General features: G+C 67.1%; 17 protein-coding genes. 6 read left to right on the plus strand and 11 right to left on the minus strand.

Annotated elements, in window-relative coordinates; translation table 11 throughout:
- Nucleotides 1–31: 31 nt before the first annotated feature.
- Nucleotides 32–391, plus strand: coding sequence for a DUF6319 family protein (locus tag ABZX92_RS05930; RefSeq protein ID WP_355554670.1), 360 nt, complete (start codon nt 32–34; stop codon nt 389–391).
- 58 nt (nt 392–449) lie between these two features.
- On the opposite strand, the gene ABZX92_RS05935 is transcribed toward ABZX92_RS05930, so the two are convergent.
- Nucleotides 450–1,421 carry an NADPH:quinone oxidoreductase family protein gene (locus tag ABZX92_RS05935; RefSeq protein WP_355554532.1) on the minus strand — a complete coding sequence of 324 codons (972 nt, stop codon included), beginning with the start codon at nt 1,419–1,421 and terminating at the stop codon, nt 450–452.
- 1 nt (nt 1,422) lies between these two features.
- On the minus strand, nt 1,423–2,217 hold the full coding sequence (locus ABZX92_RS05940; RefSeq protein WP_355554533.1) for an SDR family NAD(P)-dependent oxidoreductase: 795 nt from the start codon (nt 2,215–2,217) through the stop codon (nt 1,423–1,425).
- Between the two features lie 135 nt (nt 2,218–2,352).
- On the opposite strand from ABZX92_RS05940, the gene ABZX92_RS05945 reads away from it, so the two are divergent.
- Complete coding sequence (locus ABZX92_RS05945) at nt 2,353–3,105, plus strand: SDR family oxidoreductase (RefSeq protein ID WP_355554535.1); 753 nt, start codon at nt 2,353–2,355, stop codon at nt 3,103–3,105.
- 3 nt (nt 3,106–3,108) lie between these two features.
- Nucleotides 3,109–3,561, plus strand: coding sequence for a MaoC family dehydratase (locus ABZX92_RS05950; protein ID WP_045314872.1), 453 nt, complete (start codon nt 3,109–3,111; stop codon nt 3,559–3,561).
- On the opposite strand, the gene ABZX92_RS05955 is transcribed toward ABZX92_RS05950, so the two are convergent.
- Nucleotides 3,548–4,117 (minus strand): TetR/AcrR family transcriptional regulator, encoded by a 570-nt coding sequence (locus tag ABZX92_RS05955; protein WP_355554537.1) that lies wholly within the window; start codon nt 4,115–4,117, stop codon nt 3,548–3,550. The genes ABZX92_RS05950 and ABZX92_RS05955 overlap by 14 nt on opposite strands.
- A gap of 38 nt (nt 4,118–4,155) precedes the next feature.
- Between ABZX92_RS05955 and ABZX92_RS05960 the strand changes: the two genes are divergently transcribed.
- Complete coding sequence (locus ABZX92_RS05960) at nt 4,156–5,205, plus strand: DUF2855 family protein (RefSeq protein WP_355554539.1); 1,050 nt, start codon at nt 4,156–4,158, stop codon at nt 5,203–5,205.
- Here ABZX92_RS05960 and ABZX92_RS05965 read toward each other — a convergent pair.
- The 3 genes from ABZX92_RS05965 to ABZX92_RS05975 all read right to left on the minus strand — a co-directional run bounded on the left by ABZX92_RS05965 (nt 5,195) and on the right by ABZX92_RS05975 (nt 7,068).
- Complete coding sequence (locus tag ABZX92_RS05965) at nt 5,195–5,380, minus strand: DUF397 domain-containing protein (RefSeq protein WP_355554541.1); 186 nt, start codon at nt 5,378–5,380, stop codon at nt 5,195–5,197. The genes ABZX92_RS05960 and ABZX92_RS05965 overlap by 11 nt on opposite strands.
- Nucleotides 5,381–5,389: 9 nt before the next feature.
- Nucleotides 5,390–6,202, minus strand: a complete 813-nt coding sequence (locus ABZX92_RS05970; RefSeq protein WP_355554543.1) for a helix-turn-helix transcriptional regulator — start codon at nt 6,200–6,202, stop codon at nt 5,390–5,392.
- A 239-nt stretch (nt 6,203–6,441) separates the two neighbouring features.
- A complete protein-coding gene (locus ABZX92_RS05975; RefSeq protein WP_355554545.1) occupies nt 6,442–7,068 on the minus strand; it encodes a 3'-5' exonuclease in 627 nt (208 codons plus the stop codon).
- Between the two features lie 66 nt (nt 7,069–7,134).
- On the opposite strand from ABZX92_RS05975, the gene ABZX92_RS05980 reads away from it, so the two are divergent.
- Nucleotides 7,135–7,857 carry an aminoglycoside phosphotransferase gene (locus tag ABZX92_RS05980; protein WP_355554547.1) on the plus strand — a complete coding sequence of 241 codons (723 nt, stop codon included), beginning with the start codon at nt 7,135–7,137 and terminating at the stop codon, nt 7,855–7,857.
- Here ABZX92_RS05980 and ABZX92_RS05985 read toward each other — a convergent pair.
- Genes ABZX92_RS05985 through ABZX92_RS05995 form a run of 3 tightly spaced genes read right to left on the minus strand, consistent with a single transcriptional unit; the run spans nt 7,847 to nt 10,957 of the window.
- Nucleotides 7,847–8,605 carry a glucose 1-dehydrogenase gene (locus ABZX92_RS05985; RefSeq protein WP_355554549.1) on the minus strand — a complete coding sequence of 253 codons (759 nt, stop codon included), beginning with the start codon at nt 8,603–8,605 and terminating at the stop codon, nt 7,847–7,849. The two genes, ABZX92_RS05980 and ABZX92_RS05985, sit on opposite strands and share 11 nt — an antisense overlap.
- Nucleotides 8,605–9,801: an acetyl-CoA C-acetyltransferase gene (locus tag ABZX92_RS05990; protein ID WP_355554551.1), complete on the minus strand. Its 1,197-nt coding sequence runs from the start codon at nt 9,799–9,801 to the stop codon at nt 8,605–8,607. The genes ABZX92_RS05985 and ABZX92_RS05990 overlap by 1 nt, the downstream gene beginning before the upstream one ends.
- Before the next feature lie 10 nt (nt 9,802–9,811).
- Nucleotides 9,812–10,957 carry an acyl-CoA dehydrogenase family protein gene (locus ABZX92_RS05995; protein WP_045314878.1) on the minus strand — a complete coding sequence of 382 codons (1,146 nt, stop codon included), beginning with the start codon at nt 10,955–10,957 and terminating at the stop codon, nt 9,812–9,814.
- A gap of 92 nt (nt 10,958–11,049) precedes the next feature.
- Here ABZX92_RS05995 and ABZX92_RS06000 point away from each other — a divergent pair, with 92 nt between their 5' ends.
- The gene (locus ABZX92_RS06000) at nt 11,050–11,673 is read left to right on the plus strand and encodes a TetR/AcrR family transcriptional regulator (RefSeq protein WP_355554553.1); all 624 of its coding nucleotides are present in this window, start codon (nt 11,050–11,052) and stop codon (nt 11,671–11,673) included.
- 8 nt (nt 11,674–11,681) lie between these two features.
- On the opposite strand, the gene ABZX92_RS06005 is transcribed toward ABZX92_RS06000, so the two are convergent.
- Both ABZX92_RS06005 and ABZX92_RS06010 read right to left on the minus strand, forming a co-directional pair.
- Nucleotides 11,682–11,954, minus strand: a complete 273-nt coding sequence (locus tag ABZX92_RS06005) for a GlsB/YeaQ/YmgE family stress response membrane protein (protein ID WP_355554555.1) — start codon at nt 11,952–11,954, stop codon at nt 11,682–11,684.
- Nucleotides 11,955–12,054: 100 nt separating this feature from the next.
- A complete protein-coding gene (locus ABZX92_RS06010) occupies nt 12,055–12,834 on the minus strand; it encodes a sporulation protein (RefSeq protein WP_355554557.1) in 780 nt (259 codons plus the stop codon).
- Nucleotides 12,835–12,887: the final 53 nt, after the last annotated feature.

Raw genomic sequence — 12,887 nt, forward strand, 5'->3', positions numbered from 1 at the left:
CGTCGTGGAGGAAACCCCCGCGCCGGCCCCCGTGGCCGAGGCTGCGAAGCCGGTAGAGGCTCCGGCTCCCAAGGCCGAGAAGCCGAAGCCCGCCGCCCGCGCCAAGAGCACGGCGAAGAAGACCCGCACCGTGGAGCTCACGCTCACGGTGACCGGTACCGCCGAGGGCGAATGGCAGGCCGACCTGGTCCACGGCACGCAGCGCGTCGTGTCGGGCCTGGTGATCCCGGCCATCGCCGTGGCCAAGGCGGCCAAGGAACTGCACGCGGACATCGCCGAGGGCATCGAGGGCGTCCTGGAGGCGGCCCGCGACCAGCACCGCACCCGCATGGAGGAGCTCGAGGCCGAGCTCGCCAGGGTGAAGGCGCAGCTGGCCGAGCTCTCCGAGTAAGCCCAGCGCACGCGAAAGGGGGCGGCCCGCACCAGCGGACCGCCCCCTCTCTGCGTTCTTATCGCGACGGGTCGAGCACCAGCTTGCCCGCGGTCTTGCGGGAGCGCAGGTCCTCGTGGGCCTGGCGGATGTCGCCCATGCCGTACTCGCCACCCGGGACGGCCTTCAGCTTGCCGTCGACGACGAGCTGGAACAGCTCGGCCATCGCGCGGTGAGCCAACGTTCCGTGCTCGGCGTCGCGCACCTTCAGGGCGTGCGGCAGCCACATACCCGCAACGGTCGTGGAGTGCACGAGCAGCGCTCCGAGATCGACCGGCTTCGGCCTTTCCCGCGAGGCCATGCCATAAAACGCAAGCCGCCCGAACGGAGCCAGCGCAACCAGCGACTGATCAGTGGTAGCACCCCCGGTCATGTCCAGCACGACGTCCACCCGCCGGCCGTTGTTCGCCTCGATCAACGCCGCGGTCATGTCCTCGGCCCGCGAGTCGATCGCCACGTCGGCGCCGAGGTCGAGCGCCAACTTCCTCTTGTCATCGGAAGAAGCGGTGGCGATCACCCGGCCGGCACCCCACAACTTGGCCAGCTGCACGGCAATCGTGCCGACACCACCGGCAGCCGCGTGCACGACGACCGACTCACCGGGCTCCTGGTGAGTCGACTTCCGCAGCAGCAGCCACGCGGTGGCGCCCTGCACGATCAACGACAGGGCGGTGAGGTCGTCCACACCGTCCGGCACGTCGAACGTCGTGAGCGCGGGAGCGACAGCCTTCTCCGCATACCCGCCGGAGTTCTTCGTCAGCGCGACAACTCGACGACCGTCCTCAGTCGTACCAACGACTTCACCACCGGGCACGAGCGGCAGCGTCATCTTCGCCAGGTACGAGTTCTCCGCCTGGTGCGTGTCGGCGTAGTTGAGCCCGGCACGGCTGACGTTGATCAGCACCTCGCCCTCGGCCGGCACCGGGTCGGGCAGCTCCACCTGCTGGAGCACCTCGGGTCCACCGAACTCGGTGATCTGAATAGCACGCACGTCAGCTCTCCTTGAGCGCGATGGAAATGGGGTCCTTCTTGGCGGCTTCGAGGCGCGACCCGTCAGCGGCGCGCGGCCCGGGCGGGTTGCGGAAGCCGAACGGCTCCGACTCCCTGCCGGACTGCACGAACCAGGCCTCGCCGGTTCCCGAGCCCTCCACAATGGACATGAACGCGTCCACCACAGCAGAAACGGGCAGGATCGGCATGCCGATCTCGTCCAGCGTCGACCGCAGCGGCGTGATGATGTTGGTGTCGGCGAACGCCGGGCAGAGGGCGTTCACCCGGATGTCGGAGTGGGCGCCGGCCAGCGCACGCACGAGGGCCACGACAGCAGCCTTGTTGGCGCCGTACACGGGGTCGCCGGGCATCGGCATGAGCCCTGCCATCGAGGCCGTGGCGATGATCTGGCCACCGCGCTTCTGAACCTCGGGCAACGCGTGGTGCGCGCCGTAGACCACCCCGTCGAGGTTGATGGCCATCGCGCGCCGGTACGTCTCCACGTCGAAGTCGTCGCCCAACGAGCACCCGGTGCCGATACCGGCGTTCAGGAACGCGATGTCGAGCCCGCCGAACTCCCGCACCGCGACCGCGACCGCCTCAGCGGAGTCGGCGGGCTGGGTCACGTCGCAGCGTACGAACACGCCACCGACCTCGTCGGCGACGAGTTTGCCCTGCTCAACGTCCACGTCGGCCACCACGACCCGCGCGCCGAGCGATGCCAGGCGCCGGGCGGCCGCGGCACCGATGCCGTTCGACCCACCCGTGATGAGTGCGACTTTGCCGGTGAGTTCCACGGGCACCTGCCTCCATCTATCGCAACATTCCGACCAGTCGGTATGGTCGTCCGCACGACGCTGGACGTCAAGCGGACTGATAGGTACGTTACTAAGCGCTTGCTTAGCTCACCATCCCCCAACGAAGGAGGACCCGTGGCCGACAGGGTTGCGATCGTCACCGGCGCGGCTCGTGGCATCGGTGCCGCGGTCGCGCAGCGTCTCGCCGCGGACGGCCTGGCCGTCGCGTTGCTCGACCTCGACGAGCAGGGTGTGCTCGACGGCGCCGACAAGATCGTCGCGGGCGGTGGGCGCGCCATCGGCCTCAAGGTCGACGTGTCCGACGAGGAGCAGGTCAACGCCGCGGTCGCGAAGGTCGCCGAGCAGCTCGGCGCACCGACCGTGCTGATCAACAACGCCGGCGTGCTGCGCGACAACCTGCTGTTCAAGATGACCGCGAGCGACTGGGACACGGTCATGAACGTGCACCTGCGCGGCGCGTTCCTGATGAGCAAGGCCGTCCAGGCCCACCAGACGAAGGAAGGCTTCGGCCGCATCGTCAACCTGTCGAGCACGAGTGCGCTCGGCAACCGCGGCCAGGCCAACTACTCCGCCGCCAAGGCCGGTCTGCAGGGCTTCACCAAGACCCTCGCGATCGAGCTCGGCAAGTTCGGCGTCACGGTCAACGCGATCGCGCCCGGCTTCATCGCCACCGAGATGACCAAGGCGACCGCCGAGCGCATGAAGATCTCGTTCGAGGACCTGCTCAACGGTGCCGCGCAGACGATCCCGGTCGCGCGCGTCGGCCAGCCCGAGGACATCGCGCACACCGCGTCGTTCCTCGTCAGCGAGGGCGCCGGGTTCGTGTCCGGCCAGGTCATCTACGTCGCCGGCGGACCGAAGGACTGATCGATGCGCGTATTCGAGGGTGTTGACGAGCTCGTCGCGGCGAAGGGCGAGCACCTCGGCTTCGGCGAGTGGCACGAGGTCACGCAGGAGCAGGTCAACCTGTTCGCCGACGCGACGCTGGACCACCAGTGGATCCACATCGACGTCGAGAAGGCCAAGAAGGGCCCGTTCGGCGGCCCGGTCGCGCACGGCTACCTGACGCTGTCGCTCGTCCCGTTCCTGGTTCGCGACATCTACACCGTCAAGAACATCAAGATGGGCGTCAACTACGGCAGCAACAAGGTCCGCTTCCCGCAGCCGGTGCTCGTGGGAGCTCGCGTCCGCGCTTCGGTCGAGCTGCTGGACATCTCGGACATCTCGCTGGGCAAGCAGCTCGTGACCAAGGTCGTCATCGAGATCGAGGGCAACGACAAGCCAGCCTGCGTGGCCGAGATCGTCAGCGTCATTGTTCCTTGATCGAGTGGATCAGCAGATCCGCGTAGTGCTCTGCCAGCCGCCCGGCCGGGATCTCCCCGTCCGGGCGGTACCACGTCCCCAGGTGGTGCAACGAGCCGAAGAAGTAGTGCGTGGCCAGGTCCGCGGGCACGTCCGTGCGAAAGACCCCGTCCCGCTGCCCTTCCTCGACCAGACCGCGGAACTTCTCGTGGTAGCGCCGCCGTTCCGCCCGCACTTCCTTCTGCTTCTCTGCGGAGAGATGATCGATCGACCGGAAGAACACCTTGGCGGCGTCGAAGTTCTCGACGCTCGTGACGATCACGTCGATGGCCGCCTCGCGCAGCCGTTCGGTGATCGGCCCGGCACCTTCCGCGATCTTGTCGAGCCGTTCGGTCTGCATCCGCAGCAACCGCCCGTAGATCTCGTGCAAAAGGTCGTCCTTCGACCCGAAGTAGTGGTACATAGCGCCTTTGGTGACCCCGGCGCGCTCCACGACCTCCTGCACGGCGACGCGTTCGTACCCCTTGTCCGCGAACAGGCGGGTGGCGGCGTCGATCAGTCTTTCAGGCACGGTCACGACCGGAGCGTACCTCCCGACCAAGGAGAATCCTGGCAATGATCAGTCGCTGGACCGTCGTCGTCGACCGCGACGACCTCACCAAAACCGAAGTCCTGCACGACGAACTCTCCCCCGAGCTGGGCGACTGCGAGGTGCTGCTGCGCGTCAGCCACGCCGGCCTCACCGCCAACAACGTCACCTACGGCGTGATCGGCGACCTCATCGGCTACTGGAAGTTCTTCCCCACCACCGCCGAGGGCAAGGGCGTCATCCCGCTGTGGGGCTTCGCCGACGTGGTCGACTCCACATTGGACTCCCTGCCACCCGGCACCCGCGTCTACGGCTACCTGCCGATGTCGAGCCACCTCGTCGTCCGCGCCAAGCTGACGTCGTCCGGCTTCGTCGACACCGCCGACCACCGCGCCGAGCTCCCCGGCGTCTACAACGGCTACCTGGTGACGTCCACGGACCCGGCCTACGACCCGCAGCAGGAAGACCTCCAGGTGCTGTTCCGGCCGCTGTTCATGACGTCGTTCCTGCTCGCCGACCAACTGGCGGACAACGACTTCTACGGCGCCCGCACGGTCGTGATCTCCTCCGCCTCCAGCAAGACCGCGTTCGGCACCGCCCAGTGCCTGCGCGGTTCCGGCGTGCGGCTGGTGGGCCTCACCTCGCCGCGCAACGTCGAGTTCACCGAGAGCCTCGGCCTCTACGACACCGTGCTCCCCTACGACGCGGCCGTGGACGTCGAACCCAGCGTGTACCTCGACTTCAGCGGCTCAGCCGACGTGCGCTCAACGCTGCACGACCGCCTCGGCTCCTCGCTCGTCAAGGACATCTCGATCGGCCTCACCCAGCAGAAGCCGTCGTCGGACCCGCGCTCGCAGTTCTTCTTCGCCCCGGAACAGCTCCGCAAGCGCTCGGCCGACTGGGGCCCCGAGGGCCTCGCTGAGCGCTTCGGAGCGGCCTGGCGCGCCTTCACCGCCCAGGCAGGCGACTGGGTCGGCATCGCACGGCACAGCGGCCCGGACGAGCTCGTCGAGGTGTGGCAGGCCGTGCTCGCGGGCAAGGCGAACCCGGACACGGCCGACGTCATCACCTTCTGAACAGGTCACCCTTGACGGTGTCGAGGAACGCGGCCCAGGCGGGCGCCGCAACCGTGGCGTCCGCCAGGCCCTTCGAGTCACGGATGCGGGCAGCGGAGCCGTCCAGAGCGATCTCCACGCAGTCGGCGTCCTGCGACCCGTTGCTGCGGCTGCTCTTGCGCCACACAGCGGACACGATTGATCCCTACCTCTCGGCAGCCAGCCTCCCGATCCACTCGGCCGACTCGTCGGGAGTCAACGCCAGTTTCGAGAGGTGCTTGAAGACCAGTTTACTGGCCTTCACCTGCTCGATTTCCTCGACGTGTGTGGAACCCGCGGGATGCTCGACGTAAAGCACCGACATTTCTCCGGGGTAGGCGAAATCCAGGAGGACGAACGCTCCCGTGTGCCCGTCGTTCAGTCCCGCCGAATCCGACAGCACCTGCACCGTCACGTTGGCCAGCTGCGCCATTTCGTTGATGTGCAGCAACTGCTCCCGGTCGGCGTGCCGGAAGGCGGTCTCCGCGATGACCGCGTGATACTCAAGTGGATCGTCGCCGGCCAGGCGTTGTTTCCGCCGGATTCGGATCGCGATCTGGTCCTCGATCCATCTCCGCGAGCGTTGTACATGCCATCCCACGAACACCGCACGCATGTAGCGCTCGGTCTGCAGCAGACCTGGGATGTAGCCGAGCGAGAACGCACTCACCCGGATGGCGTCGTGTTCCAGGCTGATGTAGCCGTTCTTGTCCGGGCCGTAGGGGTGCCACCAACCCCTCTCGTTGGCGCGCTCCCACATGTCGATGAACGGCGGTTCCTCAGCCACGATCACGCCGTAGAGGTCGAGCATCGCCCGCAGGCCGTGATAGTCCGGCAGCTGACCGTTCTCGATGCGGCTCAGCTTCTGGTAGTTGTAGCGGAGCCGGTCCGCTGCGTCCCGCTGGCTGAGCCCCGCCTGCTCACGCAGCCTCTTCAGCGCCTCGCCTAGGCGCGCCTGGCGGAAGGTGGGGTCGGACATAGCCCCAAACGTTACGGATCAGATCTGACATTCGTGAATCACGCTGGCGAAGTCTGCTGAGGACCGTCCAAGCCATGGAGTACGTCCACAGCATCCAGTACCACCGCCGCAGCCAGAACGGCCGGATGACCCTCGCCTACGTCGAGACCGTGGAAGATCATGGTTGGTACATAAGGAAAGAAGACGACTGGAAGGCCCGCTACACCGTCGCCTGCGCCACCGACTACCTCACCCGAGTGTCAGCGGCTGCGGGCACGTTCGCCGTCACGGTGTGGCGGGACGCGATCCGCGTCTGCACGGTCGGCGTCGACTGGAATCCTCCGAACAGGTGAAATCAACTCCGCCAGCAGACCTGCGATGTTGTAGGCGTCGTCGTGGCCGCGGTGATGGGTGCCGTCGAGCTCGTGCCCGGCGATGCGCATCGCTTCGGCCATCCCGACTTCGCGTTTCAACGCGTGCGAGAGAGCGAAGAGCGTCTTCACGTTGACGTGCCTCGGCCCGAACGGATACCCCACGCCGAACGACGCGCATTGGCGCTCGAACATCTTGCGGTCGTAGTCGCCGTACGACGCCCACACCCGGCGATCCGACCGGAACTCCTTGCGCAGCAACGTGCACGCCTCGGCGAACGAGACGCCACCGTCGACCTGCTCCTGCGTCAGCGTCGTCAACCGCGTGCAGAACGCACTGACGGAAGACCGCGAAGGCCGCACCAGCACGCTGCGCCGCTCTCCGCGCACGCCGGTGGAAACCTCCACCGGGCAGAGCCCGATCTCGATGATCTCCGACACTTCACCCGGCGGCGGAGATCCTTCCCAACACGTCGACTCCACGTCGACGACCAGTACCTGATCCAGTGATATCACGTGCTGATCGTCCCGGACGTGTCCACCGACTTACTTGGAGTGATTCCAAGCGGTACCAATGAAGTCGTGCAGGAACAGCTCATCCAGGCAGGCATCAGGTTCCGGCAGTGGATGCACGAGAACCTCGCCCACGCCGCCGCGCACTTCGGGCTCGCCGTCACCGGTCCGCCCAGGTTCGGCTGGCAGGACCGGTCGATCGGCGCGCCCGTCGAACGAACGCTCTGGCTCCGGGTCGTGTCCGAGGAGGAGCAGTGGGCGGGCGACGCGCTCTGGACCGGCAACTTCGCCGCCAACGCGTTCACAGACGTGCGAAAGCCATACGTTCTCGACGTCCACGAGTGGGAGGACTGGCGGCGGCAGCGGGCCGAGCTGATGACCCTGATGCCAGGTTCGCCCGCCGAAGCCTTGAGCCTGCCGGACGAGTGGTGGACCGAGCTTCGCAAGACGACGGACGCGATCGCAAGGACGCCCACAGACCGCGTCAACACGGACCAGGCCGAGGTAGCCGGCCGGATCCAGCAGCACTACGGGAACTCGGTCAACCCGACCGTGCGGCGCTGGGAGACAGCGCACGGCGACCTGCGCTGGGCGAACCTGCGAGGACCGGACTTCGGGCTGCTGGACTGGAAGCAGTGGGGCCGCGCCCCCGTTGGGATGGACGCGGCCACACTGCTCTGCGACAGCCAGGAGACACCAGAACTGGCCGAGCGGGTGCGTGACGTGTTCGCCGATGTGCTCGACGCCGGACGACTCGCTCAGCTGTACGTCGCGGCCAGGGTCAGACGATGACCGCGCCACCGTCGACGACGAGCGTCTCGCCCGTCACGTAACCACCAGCGGGCGAAGCCAGGAAGACGACGGCCGCCGCCAGCTCCTCCGGGTCACCGATGCGACCGGCGGGCAACGCGGCCTGCATCTTCTCCAGGTAGCCGGGCGGGTACTGGTCGGTCATCTCCGAGGCGAAGAAGCCGGGGCAGATCGCGTTGACCCGAATCCCCTTGCGGCTGGTCCACTGCTGCGCCAGATCCCGCGTCAGGCCGAGCAGACCGGCCTTCGACGCCGAGTACGCGGCCTGCGGGATACCGCCGGTCACGAGCCCCAGAACGCTGGAGATGTTGATGATCGACCCACCGGACTTCATCACCGCAGCTGCGGCCTGAGCCATCCAGTACGCGCCGTTGAGGTTCACGTCCATGACGCCGAGGAACTCCTCCGGCGTCTCCCGCGAGGCAGGCACGGCCGAAGCGACACCCGCGTTGTTCACGAGCACAGCGACCGTGCCGAACTCGGCAGCCGCACGCGCCACCTCGCGGCAGTCGTCGGGCTGCGAAACATCGGCCTGCACAACGAGAGCACGACGCCCAACGGACTCGACGAGAGCCGCGGTGTCCTTCAGCTTGTCCGCACGACGAGCCGCGAGAACGACATCCGCCCCAGCCTCAGCGAGACCCTTGGCGAAAGCCACGCCGAGACCCGAGGACGCGCCCGTGACGATCGCGACCTTCCCGTCGAGCCGGAACTTGTCCAGGATGCCCACTACGAAAGCCTTTCCAGGATGATCGCCATGCCCTGACCGCCACCGACGCACATCGTCTCAAGGCCGAACTGCGCGTCACGGGCCTGCATGCCGTTGATCAGCGTCGTCATGATCCGCGCACCGGTCGAGCCGAACGGGTGCCCAAGAGCGATCGCGCCACCGTGCACGTTCAACCGATCAATGTCGATGCCGAGAGCACGCTGGCTGCCGAGCACCTGCACCGCGAACGCCTCGTTGATCTCCACCAGGTCGATGTCCGAAATGGACAGACCCGCGTGACCGAGAGCCTGACGAGTGGCGTCGACCGGGCCGAGACCCATGATCTCCGGCGAAAGCCCGGAGACACCGGTGGACACGATGCGCGCCAACGGCGTGAGCCCGAGCTCCTTCGCCCGCGTCGAGCTCATGATCACCACAGCGGCGGCACCGTCGTTCAACGGACAGCAGTTGCCCGCCGTGATCGTGCCCTCGGGCCGGAACGACGGCTTCAACGAAGCAACAGCCTCGTACGTGACACCGGCACGCGGTCCGTCATCGGTGGAAACCACAGTGCCGTCAGCAAGAACGACCGGCGTGATCTCGCGGGCGAAGAACCCGTCCCCGATCGCCTTCTCCGCGAGGTTCTGCGACCGCACGCCGAACTCGTCCTGGTCGTGCCGCGAGATCCCCATCTGCGTGGCGACGTTCTCGGCCGTCTGCCCCATCGAGATGTAGTAGTCCGGCAGCTTGCCCTCAAGCCGCGGGTCGGTCCACGCGGCGTTGGACGCGGCCGTGTCGAGCGTCCGCTGCTGCGCCTCGTCGAACAACGGGTTGAACGACGGCACACCCGAGTGCATGTACCGCGAAACGCACTCGACGCCGGCCGAGATGAACCCGTGCCCCTCCCCCGCCTTGATCGCGTGGAAGGCCATCCGCGCGGTCTGCACCGAAGAGGCGCAGAACCGGTTCACGGTCGTGCCGGGCAGGTTGTCGTACCCGAGCTGCACGGCGATGCGGCGGGCGATGTTCTGCCCGTGCTCGTCCTGCGGTTCGGCGCACCCGAGGTGCAGGTCGGTGATCTCGGACGCCGGAATGTCGCCCAGTGCGGCGGAGATCACCTGCGCGGCCAGGTCGTCCGGCCGCATGGAGACGAGAGAACCCTTGCGCGCACGGCCAATGGGCGAACGCGCGGTGGAAACGACGACTGCTTCAGCCACAGAACACCCCTTACAGGCCCAGGTCGCGGCCGATGAGTTCCTTCATGATCTCGTTGGAGCCCGCCCAGATCTTCGTGACGCGGGCGTCCATCCACGCGCGGGCGACGCGGTACTCGGTCATGTAGCCGTAGCCGCCGTGCAGCTGCACGCAGGCGTCGATGACCTCGTTCTCGATGTCGGCGCTCCAGTACTTCGCCTGCGCGGCCTCGACCGCGGTCAGCTCGCCGCGGACGTGCTGCATGGTCAGGCCGTCGATGAACGCCTGCGAGACGTCCAGCTTGGTGCGCAGTTCGGCGAGCAGGAACTTGTTGTGCTGGAACTTGCCGATCGCCTGGCCGAACGCCTTGCGCTCCTTGACGTACTCCAGCGTCTCCTCGAAGACGCCCTGCGCGTGCGCCAGGTTCGAGATTGCGCCGCCGATCCGCTCCTGGGGCAGGCGTTCCATCATGTAGATGAAGCCCTGGCCCTCCTCGCCGATCACGTGCTCCTGCGACAGGCGCACGTCGGAGAAGAACAGCTCCGCGGTGTCGGACGGGTGCTGGCCCACCTTGTCGAGCTTGCGGCCGCGCTCGAAGCCGGGCATACCGGTCTCGACGGCGAACAGCGTGATGCCACGCGCGCCCTTCGAGGGGTCGGTCCGCGCCGCGACGACGATCATGTCGGCGGTGTAGCCGTTGGTGATGAACGTCTTGGAGCCGTTGAGGATCCAGTCGTCACCGTCCCGGACGGCGTTGGTCTTCAAAGCAGCGAGATCGGAGCCACCGGAGGGCTCGGTCATCGCGATGCCGGTCTTGATCTCGCCGGTGCACATGCCGGGCAGCCAGCGCTGCTTCTGCTCCTCGGTGCACAGGTCGACGAGGTACGGGGCCACGACGTCGCCGTGGATGCCCAGAGAAGACGCCACCGCGGCGTTGACCCGGCACAGCTCCTCGGCGAACACCGTGTTGAACCGGTAGTCGTTCGCGCCGCTGCCGCCGTACTCCTCGGGGATCTCCAGGCCGAGCAGGCCCTGACGGCCGGCCTCCAGCCAGACGTCCCGGTCGATCACGCGCTGCTCGATGAACTTCTCGACGTTCGGCGTGATCGTGCGCTCGACGAACGCCTTCGCCGACTCCCGGAACGCGGCGTGATCCTCGTTGAACAGCGTCCGCTGCACGACTACCTCCATACTAAGCGGTTGCTTAGCGCTAAGCGCCCGCTTAGCGTGCAGTACGATTCTGCACCTGTCAACACGCGAGGAGCAGCACGATGACGACGACCGGCCTGGACGAGTTCGCGCTGCTCGACGAGACCTGGCGCGCGGTCACGCCGGACGCTGCCCGCCGCATGCTCATCGCAGCCGCGCACGCGTTCGCGGGCAAGGGATATCACGCCACGACGACCCGGGACATCGCCTCTCTGGCCGGAATGTCACCGGCGGCCGTGTACATCCACTACCGGTCCAAAGAGGAACTGCTCTTCAACATCTCCCGCGTGGGCCACGAGCTGTCGCTCACCGCTCTGTCGTCGATCGAAGGCCGTGACGCGACGGAACGGCTGCACAACGCGGTGAAGTCGTTCGCGAGCTGGCACGCGGAGTTCCACACGACGGCGCGGGTGGTGCAGTACGAGCTCGGCGCGCTCTCCCCGGAACACCACGCGGAGGTGGCGTTGCTGCGCCGGCAGATCGACCAGACGATGCGCTCGTTCATCGAGGACGGCGTCGCTGAAGGCACGTTCGACGTGCCGGACCTGAAGGGCGCGACCCTGGCCGTGCTGTCGCTGTGCATCGACGTCGCGCGCTGGTACCAGCCGGGCGGGAAGCGGACCCCGGACGAGATCGGCGCCTTGTACGCCGACCTCGTCCTTCGCATGGTGCGTCCCGCTAACTAGCCAAATCGCTAACTGACCGACTTGCGGCCGTACACACCTGCCACGACGGATACACCGATCGCCGCGACGATGATCTGCACGATCACCTCGATCCAGTCGATGCCCGGCGTGTCCTGCACACCGAGCAGCCGCGCGATCCACGACCCGACGAACGCGGCCGCGATACCGACCAGCAGAGTCAGCCAGATCGGGATGTTCTGCTTGCCCGGCGCAAAGAGCTTGCCGAGAAAGCCCAGGACCAGACCGATGATGAGCGCGCCGAGAATGCTCTCGATGGTCACGGACGCCTCCTCCCGCTACTCCCCGATGCAGTTCGGGGATCTCGGTGAAAATCATCCCGTCACCCGGCAAGATCCGCAGCTTGAGATCGTCGAGCGGTCGTTACCAGCGGCTACCGGAGACCTGCGCCATCCACTGGTTGATCGTGGCGGTCCAGTCCGTCCCGACCGACTGCTGGTGTGACACCGCGAAACGGCCGTACGCGTCACCGCCCGAACGCAGCAGCCCGGCGCGCTTGTCCGCCTCCAGGATCACGTGCAGCTCGTGCGGCGTCGTGACGAACGTCAGCTCGACCTGCTTGAGGCGGCCGGCGAACTGCGGCGGCGGGTAGAACTCGATCTCCTGGTAGAACGGCAGCTCCTGCGGCACGCCGTAGATGCGGCCGCGCTCGTTGTCCGCCTTGGTGAAGCGGAAACCCATCTGCCCGAACGCCTGCAGCACCGCGTCCTGCGACGGCAGCGGGTGCACCCAGATCGGGTCGAGGTCGCCGGGGTCGACCGCGCCGCGGACCTCCAGCTCGGTGCGCAGGCCCAGCTGCATGCCGGACAGCTGCATGCCGCCGACGACGTTGAGCGGGCACTCGAACGGCACCGGGATCTGGAACGGCAGCGAGAGGTTCTGGTGCGGCTGGGCGACGATCCGCTGTCCCACGGAGAACTTGTGGAACTCCATGTTGGTGTTGTACTCGTTGTCGCCGCTCTCGACCTCGACGCGGGTGAGCAGCGCCAGCGTGACGTGGTCGATCTCGGCGGGGTGGTCGCCGCCGGCGATGCGCACCTCGCCACTCAGGAGCTCGCCCGGACGCACGTTCGGGTTGGTGAGCACCGTGTCGACAGTCGGCCCGCCCACGCCGAACGCGCGCATCATCCTCTTGAACACCACTGCGGCCTCCTGAAGCCCAGATCTTTGCGGGGAAGTCTGCCTGCTGAATCGCC

The sequence above is a fragment of the Lentzea sp. NPDC006480 genome, assembly GCF_040611995.1.
Taxonomy (GTDB): Bacteria; Actinomycetota; Actinomycetes; order Mycobacteriales; family Pseudonocardiaceae; genus Lentzea.

Bases quoted from the DNA above. Each gene is read 5' to 3' on its own strand.
- ABZX92_RS05950 (WP_045314872.1), top strand. From the start codon at position 3,109: ATGCGCGTATTCGAGGGTGTTGACGAGCTCGTCGCGGCGAAGGGCGAG.
- ABZX92_RS05960 (WP_355554539.1), top strand. From the start codon at position 4,156: ATGATCAGTCGCTGGACCGTCGTCGTCGACCGCGACGACCTCACCAAA.
- ABZX92_RS05970 (WP_355554543.1), bottom strand. From the start codon at position 6,202: ATGTCCGACCCCACCTTCCGCCAGGCGCGCCTAGGCGAGGCGCTGAAG.
- ABZX92_RS06000 (WP_355554553.1), top strand. From the start codon at position 11,050: ATGACGACGACCGGCCTGGACGAGTTCGCGCTGCTCGACGAGACCTGG.